We start from the raw sequence: 24,380 nt of genomic DNA, 5'->3' as shown, positions 1-24,380 counted from the left end.
TCAATCCCAGGTAGAATACAGGATCGTCCTGGGCTAGCATGCCGCCTCTTCCCTCGAGGCGGCGACGATGGCGGCTGGCGACGAAGCCGACACCCACCGGATCGATCCGGCCTTCCGGACCGAGCGGATCGGCCGGAACAGACAGCGCGCCGGACGACGGTTGCGCCAGCGCGTCCTCGCCGGCGGGCTCGCTGCCGCGCTCTCCGCCGTTGCGGCCGTGCTGACGCTCCTGCCGGGCGAGGCGCCGATCCCGATCGATGCCGAGCTGGTCGCCGTGCCGGAGGACGAGGCCGTGGCGGCCGGGTTCGGGGCTGACCCCGGCGAGGCGGCGTTGGCCCGGCCGGTGATGCTCGACCTGCCCGGCGATCCGCTGATCGTGACGCTGGGCGGGGCCGGCGGCCCATCCTCGAAGCTGCGGCGCATCGACCGGCCGCCGGCTCTCGAGGAGAGCATCGCGGCGCAAGAGCTGGTGCTGCTCTCCGACCGCATGGTCAGCACCAGCCAGAGCCTGGTGGTCGAGATCCCGTCGAGCCAGGCCGATTTCGCCTTCTTCCAGGCCCAGCGCGGGGCCGGCCCGGCCGCCATTCCCGAAGCCGCGGCAGCGGCAGAGATGACCGCCGCCGTGCCTCCGGCAGAAGCGGTGCCCTTTGCCGATACGGGGCTCGCGGCCGAGCCGGACGATCCCGGCACCGGCATCGAGGATGCCGAGGGCGCCGGCTGGGGCGAGACGATCGACGCCGGGGAAGCGCCGCTGCCGGTCTTCGAGAAGACCCGGATCGAGGACAATACCAGCATCGCCCGGCTGCGCCCGGAGGAGGAGCGCTTCGCCGCCACCGAGGATGTCGCCCTGCGCATCCTCGCGCCCGCTTCGCTCGCAGCTTCGCTCGCCGAGCACGGGTTCGACGAGGCGGACGCCGCCGCGGCCGCGGCCGCGGCCGTGCAACTCATCGGCACCGCGGATCTGGCCGCCGGCGACGTCCTCGCCATTCGCGGCTTGCGTCGCAGCCAGGAGGCTAGGCTCGCGGTCGCCCAGCTGTCGCTGTCGAGCGGCGAGACCTATCGCAGCACGCTCGCTCTCGACGACGAAGGCGCATTCGTCCTCGGCGCCGATCCCTTCGCCGCCGACGCGCGTCTTGCCCTGTCGGAGCCGCCGCAGGCGGAGACGCGGCAGTTCCGGCTGCTCGACGCGCTCTATTCCACGGCGCCGCGCAACGGCGTCCCGATGGAGGTGGTCGGCGAGGCCATCATGCTCCTGTCGAGGCGCCATGACCTCGACGCCATCGCGACGCCGGAGGATCGCCTCGAGCTGCTCTACGACGCGGCGGGAAGCGGGACGGCCGGCAAGGGCGAAGACGACGACAAGGGCATGGGCGAGGGCGAGGGCGAGGGCAACGGCGCAGCGGGCAGGGTGCGCTATGCCGCGCTCCACCGCCGGGATGCGCCGCTCGCCTGCTTCGTGTTCCGATCGGCGGGCGAGACGCCGGCCTGCTTCGACGAGGCGGGCTCGGCGTCATCCGGCAACGGCGGCGCGCCTGCGGGCGGTGGCGCCGGCGGCGGCGGTGGCCCGAGGGGCATGATCGTGCCGGTGGAAGGCGTCTTGACCTCGACCTTCGGGCCGCGGCGCCATCCGATCCTGCGGACCGTGCGCATCCACAAGGGGGTCGACTGGGCGGCGCCCGTCGGCGCCGAGGTCCGCGCCGCCTTCGCCGGGACGATCGTCCATGCCGGCGACGGCAAGGGCTACGGCAATGTCGTGCGGATCGACCACGGCGGCGGACGCGAGACCCTCTACGCCCATCTCAGCCGCTTCGCGCCGGGGGCAAGGCGGGGGCGGGCGATCGCGGCGGGCGAGCCGGTCGGCCATGTCGGCACCACCGGTCTGTCGACGGGGCCGCATCTGCACTTCGAACTGCATGAGGGCGGTGAGGCGGTCGATCCGATGTCCCGCGACGCGCGCGCCTCGCCGCTGCGCACTGCCGATGCCGATCCGGCGCCGGCCGGCTCGGGCGACGGGGCGGTGGACCAGCTGGTCGGCTGGATCGTCCGGGTGGAGAGCGGCGGCAATGCCCGCGCCAAGAACCCCCTGTCGAGCGCGACGGGGCTCGGCCAGTTCATCTCCTCCACCTGGCTGCGGATGATCCGCACCTATCGGCCGGATCTGTCGAGCGGCCTGTCGGAGCGCGAGATCCTCGATCTGCGCTACGACCCGACCCTGTCGCGCGAGATGATCCGCAACCTTGCCCGGGAGGGCGAGGCGTATCTCCTGCGGCGCGGCCACGCGATCACCGCCGGGCGGCTCTATCTTGCGCATTTCCTCGGCATGGAGGGGGCCGCGACGGTGCTGGCCGCCGATCCCGACGCTGATGTCGTCGACGTCGTCGGCGCCGGAGTGATCCGGGCGAACCCGTTCCTCGCCGGCCAGAAAGTGCGCTACGTCGTCGACTGGGCGGAGCGGAAGATGAGTTCGGCGCGGCGCCGCGGCCGGGCGCCGGTTCGGGCGGAAAACGTCACGGTCCCCGGGGCTCCGGCCGTCCGGCCCGCGCCGCCGCAAGGGCCGGATCCGGCCTTCGTCGCCTATCGCGAGGCGGTGCTCGGCCTCTTTGCGGCGAACGGCGCTTCGCCCTGACGGGGACGCCGCCGATCAGGCGCTGCGGCCGGCGCCCCGGCGCAGATGCTCGTCCAGCCGCGGCATGATCTCGACGAAGTTGCAGGGGCGATGGCGATAGTCGAGCTGGTCCTTCAGGATGTGGTCCCAGCCGTCGCGGCAGGCCCCGGGTGATCCCGGCAGGACGAAGACGAAGGTCGCGTCGATGACGCCGCCGGTGGCCCGGGACTGGATCGTCGACACGCCGATCTTCTCATACGAGATGCGGTGGAAGATCGCCGAAAAGCCGTCCATCCGCTTTTCGAACAGCGGTTCCAGCGCCTCCGGCGTCACGTCGCGGCCGGTGAAGCCGGTGCCGCCGGTGGTGATGACGACGTCCACGTCCGGCCGCCTGCACCAGGCCCCGACGACGGCGCGGATTGCGTCGACGTCGTCGGTGACGATCTGGCGGTCGGCGAGGTGGTGGCCCGCCTCGCCGAGCCGCCCCGCGAGCGTGTCGCCGGACCGGTCGTCGGCCAGGCTGCGGGTGTCCGACACCGTCAGGACGGCGATCGACAGGGGCACGAAGCTGCGTTCGCTCTGGCTCATGATCGGCTTCCTTGCATCGTGGGCCCCCCTTGCATCATGGAGCTGTGCGACAGCCACCAGCGCGGATGGTGTTCGCGGATCGACCGGGCGGCCCGCAATGCGGCATCGTCGTCGGCAAACAGGCCGAACACCGTCGCGCCCGAGCCGGACATGCGGGCAAACAGCGCGCCGGCCTCGATCAGCCGGCCGCGCGCCATCTCGATGCCGGGGGCGAGCGAGCCGGCGGCCAGGGCGAGATCGTTGCGGCATTCGGAGAGGAACGCGACGAGGTCGCCCACCGACGCGAAGCCCGCGGCCGGCAGCGACGGCATCGGCGGATTGTCGCGCCGCGCCAGCATGCGGAAGACCGCGGCGGTCTCCACCGCGATGCCCGGATTGACCAGCAGCATGGCGAGCTTCGGCATGGCGGCGACCGGCTCGATCGTCTCGCCGATGCCGGTGATGCGGGCCGGCTGGCCCGCAAGGCACATCGGCACGTCGGCGCCGAGGCGGATGGCGGCGGCGGCGAGCGCGGCGCGCGCATCTTCTGGCATATCGGTGGAGACGAGGTCGATGAGCGCCGCCGCATCCGCCGAACCGCCGCCGATGCCGGCGGCGACGGGCAGGTTCTTCGTCAGGTGGATCTCCAGGAGCGGAAGGCTGCGGCCGAAGTCCTGCAGGATCTCGCGGGCGAGCGCCGCGGCGGCGAAGAGGATGTTGTCGCCGCCCGCCGGAACGGCCGAAGCGAAGCGCCCCTCGACGCGCAACCGGTCGACGCGGCCGCCGGCGGCCGCGCCGTCGCCGTCACTCTCGCCGTCGTTCCCGCTGGCGCGCGGGGTGGCCGTGACGGTGTCTCCGGCGATGTCGTCGAAGACGACGAGGCTTTCGAGCAGGTGGTAGCCGTCGTCGCGGCGGCCGACGACATGGAGCGCGAGATTGACCTTGGCGGCGGCAAAGCGCGGCCCGGGCGGCAGGATCACGGCGTCCATTGCGCTGGCTACCCCGTCAGTTGCCGTCGTCGTCGACGAACCGGTCGTCAGTTGGCCGGCGCCGGCCCGGCGTCCGGTCCGGTCGCCGGCGCGGCTGCCGGGTCCGCATCCGTCGGCGCCTCGGGGGCATCCGCTTCCGGCGCCTCGGCGGGGCTTTCGGCCGGGGTCTCGTCACCCATCGCCGGCTGCGCGGCGTCGGTGCCGGCGTCGGCCTTGATGGTCGCCGCCGAGGGATCGTCGAGGCCGTCCTTGAGCTTCGCCTCGATGGCCTTGCGCTGTTCGGCCTCGGGTTCCGGCTTGGCGACGAGGGCCCGCTGCCACTGGAACCTCGCCTCGCGGCGGCGGCCGACATGCCAGTAGGCGTCGCCGAGATGGTCGTTGATGGTCGGATCCATCGGCGTGATCAGCACCGCCCGCTCGAGCTGCTCCACGGCGTCCTCGTAGCGGCCGAGCCGGAAATAGGCCCAGCCCAGGCTGTCGATGATGTAGCCGTCGTTCGGGCGCAGATCGACCGCCCGCTTGATCATGTCGAGGCCCTCGTCGAGGTTCCTGTTCATGTCGACCCAGGAATAGCCGAGGTAGTTCAGGACCTGCGGCTGGTCCGGGGAGAGCTCCAGCGCCTTCTTGAAGTCCGGCTCGGCCTTGTCCCAGAGCTTCTGGCGCTCGAAGGCGATGCCGCGCTGGTAATAGAGGTTCCAGGTCTCGGCATCGTCGGCCTTGGCGAGCTCGATCGCCAGATCCAGCTGCTCGGACGCTGCGGCATATTCCTTGTTGGCCGACAGGACGTCGGCGAGCGCGGTGTGGGCGCGCACGTCCTCCGGATAGTCGCGAACGGCCCGCTCGAGGTGCGTCTTGGCCTCTTCCTTGCGCTCGGCATACCAGAGGTCGAGGCCGATCTGCAGGTCGGCGGTGCGGCGGAAAGCGGAGTTCTCTGGCACTTCCCGGTAGTAGGCGATGGCGAGGTCGAGCTGCTCGGCCTGCTCGGCAATGCCGGCGAGCGCCGTCAGCAGCGCCGGATTGCGCGGCGCCAGCGCCCGGGCGAGCTGGAAATACAGGAGCGCCACGTCGCGGCCGTCGCCGCGGTTGATCGCCTGGCCGAGGACGTAGAGCGTCTCGGCGGCGCCCTCCTGCACCGATGCGACGGCCGGCTCGATGGTCTCGCCGCGATCGATCCGGTCCCGCAGGAACTGCAGCGGCGTGTAGTTGGGCGCGATGGCGAGGCCCGCATCGACGGCCTTCAGCGCGGCGTCCTTTTTGCCCTCGCGCGATTCCAGCCGGGCGAGCGCGTCGGCGGCGCCGAGATAGGCGTCGGGCGAGGTGCGGGCGAGCGTCTGGTCGTCGACGACCGCCTCGTAGGCCCGGCGGGCGACCTGCGGCCGGCCGCTGAGCGAGGCGAGGAGGCCCTTCTGGTAGTCGTTGAAGATGCCGTACCAGGGCGTGCCCTGGGTCTGGTCGATGCGCGACAGGCCCTCGTCGACGCGGCCGGCGCCGATCTCCGCCCAGGCCGTCAGATGAGAAAGCAGGAGCGCGTCGAGGTCGCTCGGATTGACGATGTCGAATTCGGCGATCGCGGCCTCGAAGTCGCCCTTGCGCAGGGCGTCGACCCCGAGCGTGATCCGCGCGACCTTGGAGACGGTCGCGTCGTCGCGCAGCTTGGCCGCGATGTCGACGCCGTCGATGAACCGACCGTCCGCCAGATAGGCGAACATCGCGTCCTGCTGCAGCGTCTCCGAGGTCGGATCGATGGACAGCGCCTGGGTGTAGAAGTCGGTGGCGGTCTTGAGGTCGCCGTTGGCCTGGGCCGTCTTGGCGGCGAGATAGGCGCCGGAGAGGGAACCGGCGACCGCGACGGGCGGGCGGCCGGGCGTCGCCGCCGCATCCTGTCCGGCGGACAGTGCCGTGCCGGCGCCAGCGAGCGTGATCAGCACGGATGCCGAGACGGTTGTGAAGAGGCGCGAAAGCGTCACGAGCGTTCCTTTCCTCCGGCAGGGCCGGTGCGGTTGTCCTTGCGAGCGCGCCCGGCAGGGGGCTTCGATCCCGTGGCGCGTGCCGACATGTTCCGGCGAGGTGAAGCGAAGCCGGCGCAATATGCAAGTCTCTTCGGCGTGTTGCACAAAGACCTTGGCCGCAATGCGACGCGGCGTCGGGCGAGATGGCCCGTGGCGGGCGGTCCGGAGGAGGGCCTCAGTTCAGCCTGTCGATGCAGAAGTCGACCACGCCCAGCATCGCGTCCCGGGCCGGCGAGGGCGGCAGGGTCTCGGCGGCCGCATAGGCCTCCTCGCCATAATCTCGGGCCCGCTCGATGGTCGCCTCGAGAGCACCGTGGCGCTGCATCAGATCCTTCGCCTTCGTCAGGGCGGCGTCGCCGTTCTCGCCCTCTTCCATCGCGCCCCGCCAGAACGCCTTCTCGGCGGCGTCGCCCCGGTCGTAGGCGAGGATCACCGGCAGGGTGATCTTGCCCTCGCGGAAATCGTCGCCGGTGTTCTTGCCGAGCTCGGCGGCGTTGCCGCCATAGTCGAGCACATCGTCGACGAGCTGGAAGGCAAGGCCCAGCGAACGGCCATAGTCGCGCATCGCCCGGCGCTCGGCTTCGCCCTTGCCGGCGACGACCGGGCCGACCTCGGTCGCGGCGGAGAACAAAGCGGCGGTCTTGGCGTCGATGACGGCGACGTAGTCGGCCTCGCTGGTGGTCATCTTCTTGGCCGCCGCGAGCTGCCAGACCTCGCCCTCGGCGATCACCGCGGAGGCGGCCGACAGGATCGCCAGCGCATCGAGCGAGCCGACCTCGACCATCGTCTTGAAGGCCTGGCCGAGCAGGAAGTCGCCGACGAGGACGCTGGCCTGGTTGCCCCAGATGGTGCGCGCCGTGCTCTTGCCCCGGCGCAGGTCGCTCTCGTCGACGACGTCGTCGTGGAGCAGCGTCGCGGTGTGCATGAACTCGACGCTGGCGGCGAGCTTGACGTGGTCGCCGCCGGCATAGCCGTGGGCGAGCGCCGAGGCGATGGTCAGCATCGGCCGCAGCCGCTTGCCGCCGGAGGAGATGAGGTGTTCGGCGATCTCGGGGATCAGCGTCACGTTCGAGCCCGCCATCGCCAGGATGAGGTCGTTGACCCGGGCCATGTCGGTCTTGGTCAGCGCGAGGATCGGGTCGATCGACCCGCGGGTCTGCCGTTTCGCGGCGCGGATGGCCAGGCTCACCATGCTTCTCCGTTGATTCGAACACTCGTCGCTGTGGCTTGCGCGCTGCCATACGGCTTCGACGCGGCCTTGGGCAAGGCCGGCCCCGCGCGCCGGGTACCTTCGCGCTGCCGGCCACTCTGGCCGACGTAGATGGCACGGCGGCGCCCCGCGTCCATTCGATGGCCCGTCAAAGCCGCATTTTCCCTGTCCGGCGAAGGGTGGGGCGGAGGGGACGGCGGACGGGTTTCTCGTGCCTTGCCCTCGACAAGCGCCGCCGCCATGCCGAAAGATGGCCCAAGGCCGCGTTCCGGCACGGCGAACAGCTGAGAGAGAATCCCCCATGAAGGAACTCGTGCGCTCCAATGACGCGGTCCTCATATCCTTCATCGACGCCCTGCTGAAGGATGCGGACATCCCGCATTTCGTCGCCGATTCGCACATGAGCATCCTCGACGGCTCGCTCGGCGTCTTGCCGCGGCGCATCCTCGTCGATGCCGATCATCTCGAACAGGCGCGGCGCATCCTGCGCGACGCCGACCTCGGCCACGAGCTTTCCGAGGCAGGGTGAGGGAGCCGGACGTGATCATGGCGCTTCCGGCCTCGGCAACCACCGAGGCAGCGCCCCCCGACGAGCCGGACGACCGGCCGGTGCGGCTCGACGCCTTCTATGGCGGCGCCTTCGCCGTCCTGCAGCCGAAGGGCTGGGGCTACCGCTCCGGGCTGGACGCGCTTCTGCTCGCCGCCGCGGTCCCGGCACGAACGTCCGGCCGCATCGCCGATCTCGGGGCCGGCTCGGGCGTCGTCGGCCTCGCCGCGGCCGCCCGCGCGCCAGCGGCTCATGTCACCCTGGTCGAGGCACAGCCGGTGATGGCTGCGCTCTGCCGGCGCTCGCTCGCCCTTGCCGAGAACGCCCGGCTCGCGCCGCGACTGGCGATCGCCCATGTCGATATCGCCGAACGGCGCGCGACGCGCGAGGCGGCCGGGCTGACGGACGGAGTCTTCGACCTCGTTCTCACCAACCCGCCGTTCCATCCGGCGAACCACCGCCGTCCGCCGGATCCGGTGCGCGAACGGGCGCTGTTTCCCGCCGACGACATGCCGCTCGACCGCTGGCTCGCCGTCGCGGCGGCGCTGCTCTCGCCGCGGGGCCGGCTGGTGACTGTGCTGCGGGCGGACCGTCTCGGCGAGGCGCTGGCCGCGCTGCAGCCCCGCCTCGGCGGGCTGGCGATCCTGCCTGTCCACACGCGGGTCGGCGCGCCGGCCGAGCGGATCGTCGTCGCCGCGAGAAAGGGCACCCGCGCGCCACTGCGGCTTCTCGAAGGCATCGCGGCCGCGGACGGGGCCGGCAAGACGAACGATCTCGCCCTTCGGATTTCGGCGGGCACGGCGGACCTGCCGCAGCTGTTCGCCTGACGCTCCCATCCACGTCCATCCGATGCCGCGGCTGAAGCCGGCCGCCTTGCCGAAAGCCGCATGCCTTTGCGAAGGCCGGCCGAGTGCTTACATCGCGTCAAAGCGATCCCGAACAGCACCGAAGGCAATCCGACTTGGCCAATTTCCTGAAGAGATTTCTCCCGAAGCGCTTTCGCAAGGAAGTCGTCACCATCCCGGTGGTGAAGCTCTCCGGCACGATCATGGCTTCGGGCTCCGCCTTCCGCTCGTCGCTGTCGATCGCCAGCGCCGCGCCGCTCCTCGAAAAGGCCTTCTCCGACAAGGCCGCGCCCGCCGTCGCGATCGTCGTCAACTCGCCCGGCGGCTCGCCGGTCCAGTCGCGGCTGATCTACAAGCGCATCCGGGACCTCGCCGAGGAGAAGGAGAAGACCGTCCTCGTCTTCGTCGAGGACGTCGCCGCCTCCGGCGGCTACATGATCGCCTGCGCCGGCGACGAGATCATCGCCGACCCGTCCTCGATCGTCGGCTCGATCGGCGTCGTCTCGGGCTCCTTCGGCTTCGTCGAGGCGATCGCCAAGCTCGGCATCGAGCGCCGCGTCCACACCGCCGGCCAGAACAAGGCGACGCTCGACCCGTTCCAGCCGGAAAAGCCCGAGGACGTCGCCCATCTGAAGTCGCTGCAGCTGGAAATCCACGACACCTTCATCGATCTCGTCAAATCAAGGCGCGGCCCCAAGCTCGCCCATGACGACCAGATGTTCTCCGGGCTGTTCTGGTCCGGCAAGCGGGGTCTCGATCTCGGCCTCGTCGACGGGCTCGGCGACCTGCGCGAGACCCTGCGGCTGCGCTATGGCGACAGCGTGAAGATGGAACTGATCAGCCAGGGCCGGACGCTGTTCGGCCGCAAGCCGAAGGGCGTCAGCGCCGGGTTGACGCCGGATCTCGCCTCGGTCGGGGCGGGCTTTGCGGACCGGCTGCTGGTCGAGGCCGAAGATCGCGCGCACTGGGCCCGCTTCGGCCTCTGATCCCGAAGCCGCCGCGCCGAAACCGGCGATTTGCCGCGGCGGTCCCGAAGGCGCATAATAGCTATGGAAGGTGCTTTTGGAGATGATGGAAGCGATGCCGCAGCTCATACTTCTGGGCCTCGTCGGAGCCGCCGCCTGGCTCGGCTTCAAGCAGATGGCCCGCGATGCGGAAAAGGTTTCCGAGCGCAACCGCCAGGCCGAGGCGGAAGTGCGCAGCGGCGCCCAGGGCACCCTCGTGCGCGGCCCGGACGGCGTCTACCGCGTCCGCAAGGACTGAGGCGCCCGAGGACTGACGCGACCGAAGACTGGCGCGCCGAGGACTGACGCATCCGAGGCGTCCGCACCAGATCGATCCGGACTTCGACGTCCCGTTCAGCCCCGTCCTGCCGCGACCTTTGCGGCGGGCCTGTCCTGCCGCGTCGTCTCGATCGCCGGCAACGCCGCCTCGATCCAATCCGCCAGAGCCGTCACGTGAGCGGACGCCTCCCGGCCGAGAGGGGTCAGGCTGTATTCCACATGCGGCGGCACGACGTCGCGGGCATGGCGCTCGATCATCCCGTCCGCCTCCAGCCATTGCAGTGTCTGGGCCAGCATCCGCTCGCTGACGCCGCCGATCCTGCGGCGCAGTTCGCTGAAGCGGTGCGTGCCGGTGCCGAGCACCATCAGGACGAGGACGCCCCAGCGGCTGGTGACATGGCGCAGGATCTCCCGGGACGGACAATTGGCCGCGAGGAGGTCGCCGCGGATGACCCTGTCGGAAAAGGCCGGTCCCGAGTGCCCGTTCTTCGTCGGCATCGCGTTCTCCCGTCGTCGTCATGGCTCGCGCGGCTCGTCGATCTGACGCTTACAGAAATGTACGTACTTACGAAAAATAAGCAACAGGTCTATCTCTCCTGACGCACCCAATTTCGGAGATCGACCATGAGCATTGCAATCACCGGCGTGAGCGGCCAGCTCGGCCGCCTCGTCGTCGCGGCACTCGCCGGGAAGGGCGTTATTGAGCCGATCATCGGCCTCGCCCGCACGCCCGAAAAGGCCGTCGACCTCGGCATCGAGCTGCGCGCGGCCGACTACGGCCAGCCCGACACCCTCCTCGCAGCCCTTCAGGGCGTCGACACGCTCCTGCTGATCTCCTCGAGCGAGGTCGGCCAGCGCACCGCCCAGCACCGAAACGTCATCGACGCCGCAAGGAGCGCCGGCGTCGGCCGCATCGTCTATACCAGCCTGCTGCACGCGGACACGACGCCACTGGCGCTCGGCGAAGAGCACCGTGCGAGCGAGGCGCTCATCCGCGAATCCGGCCTTGCCGCCACCATCCTGCGCAATGGCTGGTACACCGAGAACCACGCCGCGGCGATCCCGGCGGCGCTTGAGACCGGCGCATTTTACGGCTGCGCCGGCGAGGGTCGCTTTGCCTCGGCATCGCGCCGGGACTACGCCGAGGCCGCGGCGGCGGTGCTGGCGGGCGAGGGCCATGCGGGCCAGGTCTATGAACTCGCCGGCGACACTGCCTACACCCTGGCCGAGCTTGCGGCCGAGGTATCCCGGCAAACCGGCCGGACCATCCCCTACCGCGACCTCAGCGAAGCGGACTATGCCGCGCTCCTCGAGAAGGTCGGCTTGCCGAAACCCTTCGCGGACCTCCTCTCCGACAGCGATGCCGGCGCCGCGAAGGGTGGCCTGTTTTCCGACGACAAGGTGCTGTCGGGTCTGATCGGCCGGCCGACGACACCGATGCCGGCCGTCGTCGAGGCCGCGCTGGCCGATCTCGCCTGAGGCGATCCGGCCGGCTGCGGGCGATCCACGCCCGAGGCGGCAGCCGTAACGACCCGGCTGCCGCATCCGGCAGGTCGCGACGGCGGGGCCGCACATCATGGGCGACAGGCTGGCCCCGGCGGGGCCGCCGTCCACCGCCCGGCGGAGCGCCTGTCGGAGCCGCATCTTGTGCCGCGATGACCTTTAGCCGCCTGTGGAAAGCAGCGGCCATGACATGGAACATGACCCTGCTCCGCGAGATTGCCGAGACATACGCTCGAATTTCACGGAGTATCCGCCATGAAGGCCATCACCTGGCACGGCAAGCACGACATGCGCTGCGAGACCGTCCCCGATCCGACGATCGAGGACGGCCGCGACGTCATCATCAAGACCACGGCCTGCGCCATCTGCGGCTCGGACCTGCACTTCTACGACGGCTTCATGCCCGGCATGGAATCCGGTGACATCGTCGGCCATGAGTTCATGGGCGAGGTCATGGAGGTCGGCCGCGACACCAAGAAGCTGAAGGTCGGCGACCGGGTCGTCGTGCCCTTCACCATCGTCTGCGGCGAATGCGACCAGTGCAAGCGCGGCAACTTCTCGGTCTGCGAGCGCTCCAACCGCAATGCCGACGTCGCCGCCAAGATGTTCGGCCACACGGCCGCCGGCCTCTACGGCTACTCGCATCTGACGGGCGGCTATTCCGGCGGCCAGGCGGAGTTCGTCCGCGTGCCCTATGCCGATGTCGGCCCGGTCAAGGTTCCCGACGGCATGACCGACGAGGAGGTGCTGTTTCTCGGCGACATCCTGCCGACCGGCTGGCAGGGCGCCAAGAACTGCGACATCCAGCCGACCGACACGGTGGCGATCTGGGGCGCCGGCCCGGTCGGCCTGTTCGCCCTGCAGAGCGCGATCATCCAGGGGGCGAAGCAGGTCATCGTCATCGACGAGGTGCCCGAGCGCCTGGCGATCGCCCAGCGGATGGGCGCCATCACCATCGACTTCCAGAACGAGAGCACCGTCGAGCGGCTGAACGAGCTGACCCAGGGCAAGGGCCCGGAATGCTGCATCGACTGCGTCGGCATGGAGGCCCATTCCGGCTACGGGGTCGAGCATCTCTACGACCGCGCCAAGCAGGCGGTGATGGCCGAGACCGACCGGCCGCACGTCCTGCGCGAGATGATCTATGTCTGCCGGCCGGGCGGCACGATTTCGGTGCCGGGCGTCTATGGCGGCCTCGTCGACAAGATCCCCTTCGGCGCGGCGATGAACAAGTCGCTGAGCTTCAAGATGGGCCAGACCCACGTCAACAAATGGGTCGATGACCTGCTGGTGCGTATCCAGGAGGGCCAGTTCGACACCACCTCCTTCATCTCCCACCGGGGTTCGCTGGAAGACGGGCCGGAACTCTACAAGACGTTCCGCGACAAGAAGGATGGCTGCACCAAGGTCGTCTTGAAGCCGTAGTCGGTCCAGCCGTTCCAGGAACGCTTCGCTGGCCGCGGCTGATGCCGCGGCCATTTCGTGTCGCACAGGGCTTCTGCTCCGATGCGACCGATCCGTCATTTCCATGACGACGAGCTTCGCCATGGTCGGGCCGAACCGGATCAGCAATTCGGCTGAGGATCCAGGCGAGCGACGTCGGCGGCGGGCCGGATGACGAACGGTCGCTGCCGAATAGCGCATTTCCGCCGCCGATCTGACGCCGAGAGGAGAGCGAAACCAATGCTGGACATCGAGGCCGGCCACGGCAAGGAAAGCCATGACGACGCCAGCCATCCGCGCCTCTTCTACTTCTGCGGCGTCGTCGGCATCCTCGGCTGCATCGCCGCCGTCGTAGCCAACATCGTCGCGGTGATCGTGCAGCCAAGCGAGGGCATGATCGCCGACACGATCAGCGCGAACGCCGCAGGCCCCTACGCCGTCATCATGGATATCGGCCTCTATGCCTTCGCCGCCGGCATCCTCGCTACTGCGGCCGGCCTGCGTCGTCTCCATTGGGGGCACTGGTGCTGGACCGCCGGTTCCTGGCTCCTGACCCTGATGGCGGTGCTCATCGTCGTCATCGGCGCTTATGGCGAATATGGCGACGGCGAGCCGGGCGGCCTCGTCATCCATCTGCCGGTGGTCGGCGTGATGGCGCTGGTCTTCACCGCCTCGGCGCTCCTGACGGCTGCCGGCTTCTACCGCTTCCACCCCCGCTGGTTCTGGTTCAACATCGCCTGCGCCGTCCTCTGGGTGGCGGGCGCGGCGGTCTTCTGGTTCTCGCCGACCTCGATCGACGGGCTGATCGAGCGCTGCGTCGGCATGGTCATGGTCGTCTGGCTGCTCGCCGTGTCGAAGCTTCTGATCGACCGCTCGAAGGGCAAGGCGACGCGGTTGCCGGTGCTGGGGTGAGGGAGAAGTGCTGACCAGCCGTTGGTGGGGGCGATCTCGACATTTCCGACTGGTGTCCGGCCGCCGCCCTGCCCGGACGGTCTCCACAGACGACGGATCGACCTTGGCCGAAGCGCAAAGGTCGCCGGATCGCCGCCAGTTCCCGGTCGCAAATCGACAGGACCTCTCGATTTGACTAAACAGGCGAGGTGCGAGTCCCAGTACAGAAGGCATCCCCGTGCGGTCGACCGAAGCGACGGACAGAGACGGCAATGGTCGCCGCCGTCATCAGGACGAGACGGAGATCGAGCGTCTGCGCAAGGAGAACGCGGCCCTGAGGGCCGAGGTCGCCTTGCTGCGAAGCCGGGATGGTTCGGCCCTGTCGGACGGCGAGCGCGATGCGGTCATCCGGCAGGCCGTGGCCGGCGAGGCGGAACGCCGTGAACGCGAACTCGCCACCCTGACGGCGCAGCTCGACGCGCTCGTGCGCTCCTCGTCCGAAGTTCGCTACCTGATCAACGCCGACTGGAGCGAACTCGCCCAGCTTTCGGGCGGCGGTTTCATTCCGGACACCTCCGAGGGCAACGCGAACTGGCTCGAAGAATACATTCCGGAAGAGCATCGCGGCCTGGTCCGGGCCGAGATCGATCGTGCGATCCGGGCGAAGGATACCTATCACCTCGAGCACAAGGTGAACCGCGTCGACGGGTCGGTCGGATGGGCCCTGTCGCGGGCGGTGCCGCTCTTCGACGAGCATGGCGAGATCACGAGCTGGATGGGGGCGGCATCCGACATCACGGACCGCAAGACCACGGAAGAAGCGCAGCATGTCCTCAACGAAGAGCTTGCGCATCGCATGAAGAACACGCTCGCCATGGTGCAGGCGATCACCACCCAGACGCTTCGACAGGCCTCCAGCGTGGAAGAGGGCCGCGTGGCGATCGCCGCACGTCTAGGCGCTCTGGCGCGCGCGCAGGATATCCTGACCCGGGCGAACTTCGACGCGGCCGGCATCCATACGGTGGTTGCCGCCGCGCTCGCGCCGCATCAGGACGGGGCGGAACGCATCGTCGCGGACGGTCCCCCCGTCGATCTGACCTCGCAGCAGGCGCTCGGCCTCTCCCTCGCGATCCATGAACTGGCGACCAACGCCGCGAAATACGGATCGCTGTCGAACGACGCGGGCAGGGTCTCGATCCGATGGAGCCTCGCCGGCGGGGCCTTCACCTTCGAGTGGATCGAATCGGGTGGACCGCGCGTCACCGGATCTCCCCGACGCGGATTCGGCTCCCGCCTGATCGAGCAGATCGTCGGATCCTATTTCGAGGGCGACGGGAAGATCGACTTCGGGTCGCAAGGCATCCGGTTCCGCTTGACGGGCAAGGCGAGCGGCTCTGAAGCCGCCGCCTGAGGCCGCGCCGCGTCGTCACCGTCAGCGCCGTCCGCTGGTTCGACCACCTCGACCTGATGGTGGGCGGCGATCGCCACGGCAGGACAAGGCCGATCAGCAAACGAGCAATGGCAAAAATATGAATCCCCAGCTGCGCCAAAATCCATTGTAGTCGCCCTCGACCCAGGCCCATGGGCGGCCCAATGTATCGTTGCGATAGTAGTTCACCTGGACGACACGCCCGTTCCGCAGCCGGTTGATGATCTTCCCGTTCGGTGACGCTCTGACATTGACCGCGTCTTCGGTCGGATCATAGACGATGCATCGGGTCTGCGCGTGAGCGGCGGGCGCTATCGGCAATGCAACAGCAAGAAAAGAAATGAGAAATACGAGATACCGCATCGGATATTCATCCATCCTGCCGGAAATGACGCAAGGATAGGTTGCGGCATCCCGATTGTCAAAGGCAGGAGCCGCGGGCACGACGCGCCACGACCGGGGCCAAGCGAACGCGTTTGCCCTCCGATCGACCCGCGGTGATGCCCGGTGAGGCCGGCTTCGTCTTGACCAGGATTGGCGGCCATGGCACGTCGCCGGCCAACTCCTGCGTCGCGCAGCCGGATCCGCCGGCCGCTGGCGCCAGGGTCGCAACTTTGCCGTTCGACCGGGACTTGCCTGATCCGTCTTTTGGGCCGGCCTGCGAGGGTCGAGGTCGGCGTATCACGGATCGATCAAATCGCATGTCCGCGACAGCTCCTCTGCCCCCCCACATGGACCCGCGCCGCTCCTTCCAGGCGCTGATCCTGACGCTGCATCGCTACTGGGCCGATTACGGCTGCGTGGTGCTCCAGCCCTACGACATGGAGGTCGGCGCCGGCACCTTCCATCCGGCGACGACGCTGCGCGCGCTCGGGCCCCGGCCCTGGAACGCCGCCTATGTCCAGCCGTCGCGGCGGCCGAAGGACGGGCGCTATGGCGAAAACCCCAACCGGCTGCAGCATTACTACCAGTATCAGGTCATCCTGAAGCCGAACCCGTCGAACCTGCAGGAGCTCTATCTCGGTTCCCTGAAGGCGATCGGCATCGATACGGCCCTGCACGACATCCGCTTCGTCGAGGACGACTGGGAGAGCCCGACGCTGGGCGCCTGGGGCCTCGGCTGGGAATGCTGGTGCGACGGCATGGAGGTCTCGCAGTTCACCTACTTCCAGCAGGTCTGCGGCATCGAATGCGCGCCGGTCGCCGGCGAGCTGACCTACGGGCTCGAGCGGCTGGCGATGTATGTCCAGAACGTCGACAACGTCTACGACCTCAACTTCAACGGCCGCGAGGGGGCGGAGAAGGTCACCTATGGCGACGTCTTCCTGCAGGCCGAGCAGGAGTATTCCCGCTACAATTTCGAGATCGCCGACACGAAGATCCTGCACCAGCACTTCATCGACGCGGAAAGCGAGTGCAAAGCGGTGCTGGCGGCCGGCGCGCCGAAAGAGGCTGGCGGTCTGCACACATGCGTCCTGCCGGCCTACGACCAGTGCATCAAGGCGTCCCACGTCTTCAACCTGCTCGACGCCCGCGGCGTCATCTCGGTGACCGAGCGCCAGAGCTACATCCTGCGCGTGCGCAACCTCGCGAAAGCCTGCGGCGAGGCGTTCCTGCTCACGGATGCCGGCGGGGCGAACTGGCGGGGCTGAGGCCCCGGCCTTCCGGGTCTTCTGCCGGGCGCCCGGTCAGTCGAGGTCGGCCATCAGCCGGAGGCTCTTCTCGTCGAGGACGATGAGCCAGCCCTCCTTCAGGTCGACGATCTCCTGGCGTTGCCAGCCCTTCAGGCAGCGATTGACGTTTTCGCGGGCGCTGCCGATCATGTTGCCGAGCTCCGTCTGGGAGAGCGACAGGCGCACCGGCCGCTTGGCGCCCGCCTCCGGCCCTTCCAGGATGCGCAGCAGCGCCCGCGCGAGCCGCGTCGAGATGTCGAGGAAGGCCAGTTCCTGCATCCGTTCGTCGGATCGGCGCAGCCGGCCGCAGAGCAGCTCCAGGAGCCGCAGCGCACCGTCCGGATGACGCGACAGGACGGCCAGCACGTCCCGCCGCTCCAGCATCAAAAGCTCGACATTGGTCAGCGCCCGCGCGTCGGCCGATCGCGGGCCGTTGTCGAACAGGGCGACCTCGCCGAAGACCTCGCCCTGGTGGCAGTCCTTCAGCACGACCTCGCGGGCGGTCGAGGTGACGATGCCGACGCGCACCGTGCCCTTCACGACGGCCATCATGGTCTGGCCGGGATCGCCGGCGGCGAAGATCAGATCCCCGGCGGCAAAGCTCTTCGGATAGGCGTGGGCGGAAAGTTCCTCCCGCGTCTCGGCGCTGAGCGCCTCGAACACCAGGCAGCCGGCCAGTGCTGCGGCCTTGTCCGTCGGTTTGGAGGCGGCAGCCATGACAGACCTTCGTCGAGGGGTTGCGTTCGTCCAGCGATCATAAGGCGGGCAGGCGGCTGAGTCACGACGCATCATGCCCGGCGCCGGCAATGGCGAGAGAGCACGTTCCAGAAAGGCGGTGGCCGGCTCCAAGGCCCTCGAGGCCGCGGAAATCGTCCGGGCGTCGCCCTTGTGACCCTCGTCACTGCGACCGGGAGAGGGGGCGGCTAGGTTCAGTCCATCGGCGGACGAGATGCACCGCCGCACCATGAACCCCGAGGGCCACGAGGCCCGCCACACTCAACGGGCGAGCCCGCCCATCTCGAGAAGGAACGACATCATGATCCGCAAGACCGTCATCGCTCTCGCCACCGTCGCCATCGCCGCCACCGCCTCGATGAGCGGTGCCGAGGCCCACGGCTTCCGCTTCGGTCATGGCCACGGCCATGGTCACGGACACGGCTTCCACAAGCGCATCGTCATCAGCAACGGCTTCGGCCACTGCAAGTTCGTGGTGCGGAAGGTCGTCGTCGGCCACAACCACTTCGGCAAGCAGATCATCAAGGTCAAGCGCGTCAAGGTCTGCTTCTGAGCCGGACCCCGCAACGCGGCACGATCACCGGACCCCGGGTGCCATTGCGGCGCCCGGGGCTCGTTCGCGTGGAGCGTCCGGCTTGCGCGCGGAGCGTACGGCTTGGCCGGAGAGCTCGTCACTCCGTCGGAGTTCGGCGCCGAGAGGCGGCCGCGGCATTGCGATGCCGGCGGCGAGGCTTCGGCCCGATCTGGCCGAGCAGATCCGGTTTTCCACTAACATCATGCGACGAAACGAGTATTCGAGATGACGCGCGCGGCTCGATAGGGCAGGCTCGGTTCGGCCATCAGGACGGTTTTCGTCGTGGGGACAACTCGCCGATGTCGTGGACTCAGAGGGGCAATCCATGATCCGAAAGATCGTTCTCCCCGGCGTCACGATCGTCGTCGCCTCCTCTGTCACGGATGAGCGGCCGTCCCGCGAGGAGGACGACGTCTTTGACGTCTTCGGCGTGGAAATGGATCGCACGCTCTGGATGGCGGAAGGCGCCGTTTCCAGTGCTCCCGTCGCGTCGGACGCTCGGCGGCAGAGGACGTTCGTCGACCGCTGACGGCGCGGATGTGCCCGCCAGCGCGGCGATCCATGGCACAAGGCGCCGCGGCGAGGTCGGTCGTCGTCATGATCCTGCCGACGTCGGCTTCGGCGATCGTCCCCGTAAAAACCGTGCGGCATCGGCGAAGTCGCCATGGTAGGTCCCCGGCTCCGGACACATCGCTCCCCGTGACGGTCCGCGCGGGAGGGCTTGCCGAGAATGGGCAAATGGGGCAGTAGAGCTGTCCTAACGAACACGGGACGTCTCGTGCGATGGAATTTCGCACGCGGGCCGCTGTCGCGACGCCGGATCGGGCGCGTGTCGAGCGGCGGGACTGCATCGAGGCCGACGCTCTGCCAGGGCGGTTCGCAGGCATTCATTCGCCGGGCGGATGATCCGGGGCGGTGCGGACGCATGCGTCGATGAACCGATACGATCCGCGTTGCGGCATTCGTCCGATGCGGGCAATGATGCGGCGCGGCACAGAAGAATGGCCGTTGAAGCGGCGAAGGTGGGGTGTGAATGGGCAAGGTGACCGGATTTCTCGAAATCGATCGGCAGACCCACAAATATCAGCCGGCTTCCGACCGGATCCGTCATTTCCGCGAGTTCACCCTGCCGATGTCCGACGAGGAAGTCGGCAAGCAGGCGGCACGCTGCATGGACTGCGGCATTCCCTATTGCCACGGCCCGACGGGCTGCCCGGTCCACAACCAGATCCCGGACTGGAACGACCTCGTCTACCAGGGCGACTGGGAGACGGCGATCCGCAATCTCCACTCGACCAACAACTTCCCCGAATTCACCGGCCGCATCTGCCCGGCGCCTTGCGAGGAGGCCTGCACCCTCAATCTCGAGGACACGCCGGTCGCCATCAAGACCGTCGAGCAGGCGATCGCCGACAAGGCCTACAAGCTCGGCCTGATCAAGCCGCAGCCGGCCACGCACCAGACCGGCAGGCGCGTCGCGGTGATCGGCTCGGGTCCGGCCGGCCTTGCCGCGGCCCAGCAACTCGGCCGCGCCGGCCATGCCGTCGACGTCTATGAGCGGGAGTCGCGACCGGGCGGGCTGATGCGCTACGGCATCCCCGACTTCAAGATGGAAAAGCACTGGATCGACAAGCGGGTCGAGCAGATGCGCGGCGAGGGCGTGACGTTCCACTGCGGCGTCAATGTCGGCGTCGACCGCACGCTCGCCGAACTGAAGGCCGAATACGACGCCGTGCTCTTCTGCGGCGGCTCGGAGACCCCGCGCAACAGCGGCATTCCCCATGACGGCCTCACCGGCGTCTACGACGCCATGCCCTATCTGGTGCAGCAGAACCGCCGGGTCGGCGGCGAGACCGTCCAGAGCAGCGGCTGGCAGGCCGAGGAGATCTGGGCCGGCGGCAAGCACGTGGTCGTCGTCGGCGGCGGCGACACCGCGTCCGACTGCGTCGGCACGGCATTCCGCCAGGGCGCGGTCAAGGTCACCCAGCTCGACATCCGCCCGCAGCCGCCGCAGACCGAGGACAAGCTCACCGTCTGGCCCTATTGGGCGACCAAGATGCGCACCTCGTCCAGCCAGGCCGAGGGCGCGGTGCGCGAGTTCCAGATCGCCACGCTCGAATTCATCGGCGAGGACGGCGTTCTCACCGGCGTCAAATGCGCCGAGGTCGACGCGGCCCGCAAGCCGATCGCCGGCACCGAATTCGTCATCAAGGCCGACCTCGCCTTCATCGCCATCGGCTTTGCCGGCCCGCTTGCGACCGGCTTCCTCGCCGATGCGGGCGAGGGGCTCGCGACCAGGGCGGACCGCCGCGGCAACGTCTCCATCACCGCCGACGACGAGCACTATCTGACATCGCTGGACAAGCTCTACGTCGCCGGCGACGCCCGGCGCGGCCAGTCTCTGGTGGTCTGGGCGATCCGCGAGGGCCGCCAGGCGGCGCGGGCGATCGACTACGACCTGATGGGCGCGACCACCCTGCCGCGGTAGATTTCGAACCATGACGAGGTGAGCGGCGCGCATTGCGCCGCTCCGGCCCAATCCCCCCGACGGGGCGACCGCGGATGTCACACTCCGCGTCATACCGTCAAGCCTGGTCTTCGACCGGCGCCAAGGGGTTAACGCTCGAGCGCCGCGCGGGCTCGATACCGGTTGAGCGGGAGACCGACTGCCGGGCGGCCGGTATCAGTTCGCCTCGCTGGCCTCCCGGCCGCTCTGCGCCCAGTCGTCGATGATCGCGTCGAGGATCGACGGCATCTCCCCGGGCGGCTTGATGCCCTGCTCCTGGCGCACCTTGTCGAGGTCGATGGAGCCGCGATAGGCGACGGGCTTGTCGTCGGCGGCGACGGCCGCCGCCTTGTCGTTCCAGGCGAAGTCGTCGGCCCGCCCGTCGATGTTGCCGGTGCCCCGGCCGATGAGGACGAGCTTGTCGCGCGGCGACGTCTCCAGCGTCAGCCCCACCGCCATCGATCCGCCGCCCAGCAGCGCGTCGCCGCCGTCGAGCGAGGGATCGCTCAGGGACACCGGCGGCGCCCTGACCGCCGTCGCCGCATTGGCGATCGGCGGCAGCTCGATGCCCGCGGGCACCCCCGAGAGAAGGGGCGCGTTCGTCGAGATGAAGCGGTCGATCGCCTTCTTGGCGAAGAAGGCGAGCTTGTCGTCGCCGGCATCGGTCATGGTGATGCCGTCCGAGTTCCTCAGCTGGACCGTCTGCCCGTCGACCCCCGGGCCGCTGTAGACGAAGCCGTCGTTCTCATCGACGAAGCCTTCCCACACGTCGACATACTCGCCGGAGACCTTCTGCGCGGCCTGGCGGTAGATGTCGTTGAGATAGACCATGTCCTCGCTCATCCGGTCGAACTTGAACGGCGGCGCCCCGACCCAGACGAGCGGGATCTGGCGCTTCTGGACGATCTCCGCGATCTCGCCGACGCGGCGGGCGTATTCGGCGTCCCACTCGGGCGAGCGCAGCGACAGGGTGCCGGTCTTGCCGGAGAATGGCTGGCGGTCGTTGGAGCCTACCATCATCACCACCACGGCGGGCTCGTTCGCCTCGATCAGCGGCCCGAGCTGCTTGCTCCAGTCGTAGTGGTCCTGCCGGACGAGGCCGGAGGAACCGCTGGCGGCGGCGGTGACGTCGACCATCGGATTGTCGGCATAGGCATCCTTCAGGCCCTTGGCGAGGGAGGCGGCGAGAAAGTCGCCTACGACCAGGATGGTCTCGGCGTCCTCGGCCTTGGTCGTCTCTGGCGGCGGCGGCGGCGGCGGCGCGGCGGCGGCTGCGGGCTTGGGTGCGGCATTGCGCGATCGCGGCTTGCGCTGGCTTCGCCGGGGCGCGGGCTCCGAGGGCTCCGGATTGGTGATCCGGTAGCGGGGCGTGACGCCGCGCGGCGGGCGCCGGCTGGCGCCGTTGCCCCCGAAGAGCATGTCGAGGATCGTGCGCGGTCGCTCCTGCGCGGCCGCCGGAGGCGCCGGAGCGACGACGACGGCCAGGACGACGGCGAGCGAGGCCACGACCACGGCGCCGATCGCTCCGGCCCACCGCTGGCGTCGCTTCCCCTGCATCCCGTTCATCGTTCGTCGCATGACCTGCCGTTTCCGTTGCCAGACGCGGCGCCCGCTGGCGCCGCATCTGGCAAGTCTAGCGCTTGCGGAGGAATTCCAGTAGCGCTTTCGAGGCATTCCCGTCCTGAGGCATGCCGGCCTGTTGCTGCAACGCCATGATCGCCGCTTTCGATCCCGAGCCGATCTTGCCGTCGATCTTGCCGTCATAGAGCCCGAAGCGGGACAGGTGCTTCTGGAGTTCGTAGCGCTCGTCGGTCGACAGCGGCTTGTAGCCCCGCGGCCAGTCGACGACGAGGCCGGAATAGCCGCCGATCTGGTCGGCGAGGAGGCCGACGGCCAGCGCGTACTTGTCGGCATTGTTGTAGTTCTTGAGGACGAAGAAGTTCTTGGTCATCAGGAAGGCGGGGCCGTTGTCGCCGGCAAGGCGCATGAGGTTCGCCCGCTCGCCGCCGTCCGGGAACGGCCTGCCGTTGGCGCGGCGGAAGCCGAGGCTCGCCCACTGGCTGATCGAACGGTTGTCGCGCTCGAGCTTGCCGCGATACTGCGGCGGCACGACGACCTCGTAGCCCCAGGTGCGGCCGGTCTGCCAGCCGTTGCGGCGGAGCAGGTTGGCGGCCGTCGCCAGCGCGTCCGGGACGGATTCCCAGATGTTGGCGTGGCCGTCGCCGTCCATGTCGGCCTTGTAGGCGAGGTAGCTCGTCGGGATGAACTGGGTGTGGCCCATGGCGCCGGCCCAGGAGCTGATCAGCTCGCTCACCTTGATGTCGCCGGACTGCACCACCTTCAGGGCCGCGATCAGCTGCTGGCGGGCGAACTTCGCCCGCGACTTGTCGAGATAGGCGAGGGTGGCCAGCGAGCGCGGCAGGGAGCGCATGACGTCCTGGCGCTGGAGGATCTGGCCGTAATTGGTCTCCATCGACCAGATCGCCAGCAGGATGTCGCGGTCGACGCCGAAGCGGCTCTCGATGCGGTCGAGCCAGCTCGACAGTTGCGCCCGGGCGGCCTGGCCCTTGGCGACCTGCTCGTCATTGACGCGGTTGTCGATGTAGTCCCACACCTTGTCCCGGAACTCCGGCTGGTAGCGGGCCTTCTGGATCACCTCCATGTCGGGTTCGGTGATTCCGGCGAAAGCGGCGCGATAGACCTCGCGCGACACGCCCGCCTTGGCGGCCACGCTCTCGAAACCCTGGATCCAGCGCACGAAGCCGGCATCCGCGCTGGCCGGCGCCGGCGTCGCGGCGATCAGGACCAGAGCCAGGAATCCGGCGGTCAGTCGGGCAAAAATCATGGTCGTCCTTGGCGAATGCATGGGGTCCCTCTCGGGCTGGTCTGTATCCAACGAAAGCAAGGCGATTCTGCAGCAAAGTCGTTAACGGGATGTTTACCATCGAAACGCGGCCGGCGAGTCGTCTGGCGGAGGCGGGCATGCCGGCGCGGCGGTGTCTGGCGGCGGCCGAGGCTATCCACCGGCATGCGGCCTGCAGCAGCCGCCATGCAGCCAGCGACGTTCCACCGCGGGGTTTCTGCCGCTCCCCTCTTGGATCAGGGACGTGCGAGGCTATGGGGCCTGTTTGAAGGAGGATATGAAAAGAGGAGTTCGCTTCCCGTTCAGCTGGATGGTCTCGCGAATTCAATCGGAACATCATAATCGTCATGGAAAACAACGTCACGATGTCGTCTTGTGGAAATCTTCGGTGAATACCTGCCACAAGGCGCCAAGATCGCCATTCGTCCTTCCGGGTGCGTCGAAAAAATCGGAGCGGCGTTGCGGAAGGTAATGCTCTCTGCCAATCTATCTTTCGTCGGGCGCTGACGAAACGAGTGGAACACGATGACACATACGCAGATCGTTCAGGGCTCGAATGGCGACTGGACCTTCATCCTTCCGGACCAGATCACCCTCACCCAGGGCGACGGGACGGGGCCGCTGATCCTTGATGGCACGCAGCAGCCGGCACTGGTCTTCAACATCCATTACGACGTCGCGGCATTCAACAATCTCGCCGGCCTCCTG

General features: G+C 68.7%; 23 protein-coding genes. 14 read left to right on the top strand and 9 right to left on the bottom strand.

What is annotated here, in order from left to right; genetic code table 11:
- Positions 1–67 precede the first annotated feature (67 nt).
- A complete protein-coding gene (locus ATO4_RS18950; protein WP_083593109.1) occupies positions 68–2,626 on the top strand; it encodes a M23 family metallopeptidase in 2,559 nt (852 codons plus the stop codon).
- Between the two features lie 15 nt (positions 2,627–2,641).
- On the opposite strand, the gene moaB is transcribed toward ATO4_RS18950, so the two are convergent.
- The 4 genes from moaB to ATO4_RS18930 all read right to left on the bottom strand — a co-directional run bounded on the left by moaB (position 2,642) and on the right by ATO4_RS18930 (position 7,362).
- On the bottom strand, positions 2,642–3,193 hold the full coding sequence (gene moaB, locus ATO4_RS18945; protein WP_083593108.1) for a molybdenum cofactor biosynthesis protein B: 552 nt from the start codon (positions 3,191–3,193) through the stop codon (positions 2,642–2,644).
- Positions 3,190–4,161: a 4-(cytidine 5'-diphospho)-2-C-methyl-D-erythritol kinase gene (locus ATO4_RS18940; RefSeq protein ID WP_083593107.1), complete on the bottom strand. Its 972-nt coding sequence runs from the start codon at positions 4,159–4,161 to the stop codon at positions 3,190–3,192. The genes moaB and ATO4_RS18940 overlap by 4 nt, the downstream gene beginning before the upstream one ends.
- Before the next feature lie 47 nt (positions 4,162–4,208).
- Positions 4,209–6,128 (bottom strand): tetratricopeptide repeat protein, encoded by a 1,920-nt coding sequence (locus ATO4_RS18935; protein ID WP_245308832.1) that lies wholly within the window; start codon positions 6,126–6,128, stop codon positions 4,209–4,211.
- Between the two features lie 217 nt (positions 6,129–6,345).
- A complete protein-coding gene (locus ATO4_RS18930; protein ID WP_083593106.1) occupies positions 6,346–7,362 on the bottom strand; it encodes a polyprenyl synthetase family protein in 1,017 nt (338 codons plus the stop codon).
- 319 nt (positions 7,363–7,681) lie between these two features.
- Between ATO4_RS18930 and ATO4_RS18925 the strand changes: the two genes are divergently transcribed.
- The 4 genes from ATO4_RS18925 (at position 7,682) to ATO4_RS18910 (ending at position 10,035) form a co-directional block, all read left to right on the top strand.
- On the top strand, positions 7,682–7,909 hold the full coding sequence (locus ATO4_RS18925) for a DUF2007 domain-containing protein (RefSeq protein ID WP_083593105.1): 228 nt from the start codon (positions 7,682–7,684) through the stop codon (positions 7,907–7,909).
- Between the two features lie 17 nt (positions 7,910–7,926).
- Positions 7,927–8,754 (top strand): methyltransferase, encoded by an 828-nt coding sequence (locus tag ATO4_RS18920; protein WP_245308834.1) that lies wholly within the window; start codon positions 7,927–7,929, stop codon positions 8,752–8,754.
- A 134-nt stretch (positions 8,755–8,888) separates the two neighbouring features.
- Positions 8,889–9,758: a S49 family peptidase gene (locus ATO4_RS18915; protein WP_245308831.1), complete on the top strand. Its 870-nt coding sequence runs from the start codon at positions 8,889–8,891 to the stop codon at positions 9,756–9,758.
- Positions 9,759–9,852: 94 nt separating this feature from the next.
- Complete coding sequence (locus tag ATO4_RS18910) at positions 9,853–10,035, top strand: hypothetical protein (RefSeq protein WP_083593154.1); 183 nt, start codon at positions 9,853–9,855, stop codon at positions 10,033–10,035.
- Positions 10,036–10,130: 95 nt separating this feature from the next.
- Here ATO4_RS18910 and ATO4_RS18905 read toward each other — a convergent pair whose 3' ends face one another.
- Positions 10,131–10,553 carry a helix-turn-helix domain-containing protein gene (locus tag ATO4_RS18905; protein ID WP_083593103.1) on the bottom strand — a complete coding sequence of 141 codons (423 nt, stop codon included), beginning with the start codon at positions 10,551–10,553 and terminating at the stop codon, positions 10,131–10,133.
- Between the two features lie 126 nt (positions 10,554–10,679).
- On the opposite strand from ATO4_RS18905, the gene ATO4_RS18900 reads away from it, so the two are divergent.
- The 4 genes from ATO4_RS18900 (at position 10,680) to ATO4_RS28120 (ending at position 15,303) form a co-directional block, all read left to right on the top strand.
- Entirely contained in the window at positions 10,680–11,534 is an 855-nt protein-coding gene (locus ATO4_RS18900; protein WP_083593102.1) for an SDR family oxidoreductase, read from the top strand.
- Between the two features lie 279 nt (positions 11,535–11,813).
- Positions 11,814–12,983 (top strand): zinc-dependent alcohol dehydrogenase, encoded by a 1,170-nt coding sequence (locus ATO4_RS18895; RefSeq protein WP_083593101.1) that lies wholly within the window; start codon positions 11,814–11,816, stop codon positions 12,981–12,983.
- 258 nt (positions 12,984–13,241) lie between these two features.
- Positions 13,242–13,913 (top strand): DUF998 domain-containing protein, encoded by a 672-nt coding sequence (locus tag ATO4_RS18890; protein WP_176223055.1) that lies wholly within the window; start codon positions 13,242–13,244, stop codon positions 13,911–13,913.
- A 217-nt stretch (positions 13,914–14,130) separates the two neighbouring features.
- Positions 14,131–15,303, top strand: coding sequence for an HWE histidine kinase domain-containing protein (locus ATO4_RS28120; RefSeq protein ID WP_083593099.1), 1,173 nt, complete (start codon positions 14,131–14,133; stop codon positions 15,301–15,303).
- 93 nt (positions 15,304–15,396) lie between these two features.
- Here the strand turns inward: ATO4_RS28120 and ATO4_RS27305 are convergent, their stop codons facing one another.
- Positions 15,397–15,684 carry an SH3 domain-containing protein gene (locus ATO4_RS27305; RefSeq protein WP_139802549.1) on the bottom strand — a complete coding sequence of 96 codons (288 nt, stop codon included), beginning with the start codon at positions 15,682–15,684 and terminating at the stop codon, positions 15,397–15,399.
- Positions 15,685–16,022: 338 nt separating this feature from the next.
- Here ATO4_RS27305 and ATO4_RS18880 point away from each other — a divergent pair, with 338 nt between their 5' ends.
- A complete protein-coding gene (locus ATO4_RS18880) occupies positions 16,023–16,973 on the top strand; it encodes a glycine--tRNA ligase subunit alpha (protein WP_083593098.1) in 951 nt (316 codons plus the stop codon).
- Between the two features lie 36 nt (positions 16,974–17,009).
- On the opposite strand, the gene ATO4_RS18875 is transcribed toward ATO4_RS18880, so the two are convergent.
- The gene (locus tag ATO4_RS18875) at positions 17,010–17,711 is read right to left on the bottom strand and encodes a Crp/Fnr family transcriptional regulator (RefSeq protein ID WP_139802548.1); all 702 of its coding nucleotides are present in this window, start codon (positions 17,709–17,711) and stop codon (positions 17,010–17,012) included.
- 319 nt (positions 17,712–18,030) lie between these two features.
- Between ATO4_RS18875 and ATO4_RS18870 the strand changes: the two genes are divergently transcribed.
- The 3 genes from ATO4_RS18870 (at position 18,031) to ATO4_RS18860 (ending at position 20,791) form a co-directional block, all read left to right on the top strand.
- Positions 18,031–18,282: a hypothetical protein gene (locus tag ATO4_RS18870; RefSeq protein ID WP_083593097.1), complete on the top strand. Its 252-nt coding sequence runs from the start codon at positions 18,031–18,033 to the stop codon at positions 18,280–18,282.
- A 346-nt stretch (positions 18,283–18,628) separates the two neighbouring features.
- Positions 18,629–18,832: a hypothetical protein gene (locus tag ATO4_RS18865; protein WP_083593096.1), complete on the top strand. Its 204-nt coding sequence runs from the start codon at positions 18,629–18,631 to the stop codon at positions 18,830–18,832.
- Between the two features lie 504 nt (positions 18,833–19,336).
- Positions 19,337–20,791 carry a glutamate synthase subunit beta gene (locus ATO4_RS18860; protein ID WP_083593095.1) on the top strand — a complete coding sequence of 485 codons (1,455 nt, stop codon included), beginning with the start codon at positions 19,337–19,339 and terminating at the stop codon, positions 20,789–20,791.
- Between the two features lie 195 nt (positions 20,792–20,986).
- On the opposite strand, the gene ATO4_RS18855 is transcribed toward ATO4_RS18860, so the two are convergent.
- Entirely contained in the window at positions 20,987–22,366 is a 1,380-nt protein-coding gene (locus ATO4_RS18855) for an SGNH family hydrolase (RefSeq protein WP_083593094.1), read from the bottom strand.
- A 76-nt stretch (positions 22,367–22,442) separates the two neighbouring features.
- Positions 22,443–23,654 carry a lytic murein transglycosylase gene (locus ATO4_RS18850; RefSeq protein WP_176223054.1) on the bottom strand — a complete coding sequence of 404 codons (1,212 nt, stop codon included), beginning with the start codon at positions 23,652–23,654 and terminating at the stop codon, positions 22,443–22,445.
- A gap of 543 nt (positions 23,655–24,197) precedes the next feature.
- Here ATO4_RS18850 and ATO4_RS18845 point away from each other — a divergent pair.
- The coding region (locus ATO4_RS18845) for a hypothetical protein (protein ID WP_139802547.1) at positions 24,198–24,380 on the top strand (183 nt) is incomplete at its 3' end.

The organism is Aurantimonas sp. 22II-16-19i (assembly GCF_002088275.1).
Lineage (GTDB): Bacteria > Pseudomonadota > Alphaproteobacteria > Rhizobiales > Rhizobiaceae > Jiella.
This window is presented reverse-complemented; position numbering and strand designations above follow the sequence as displayed.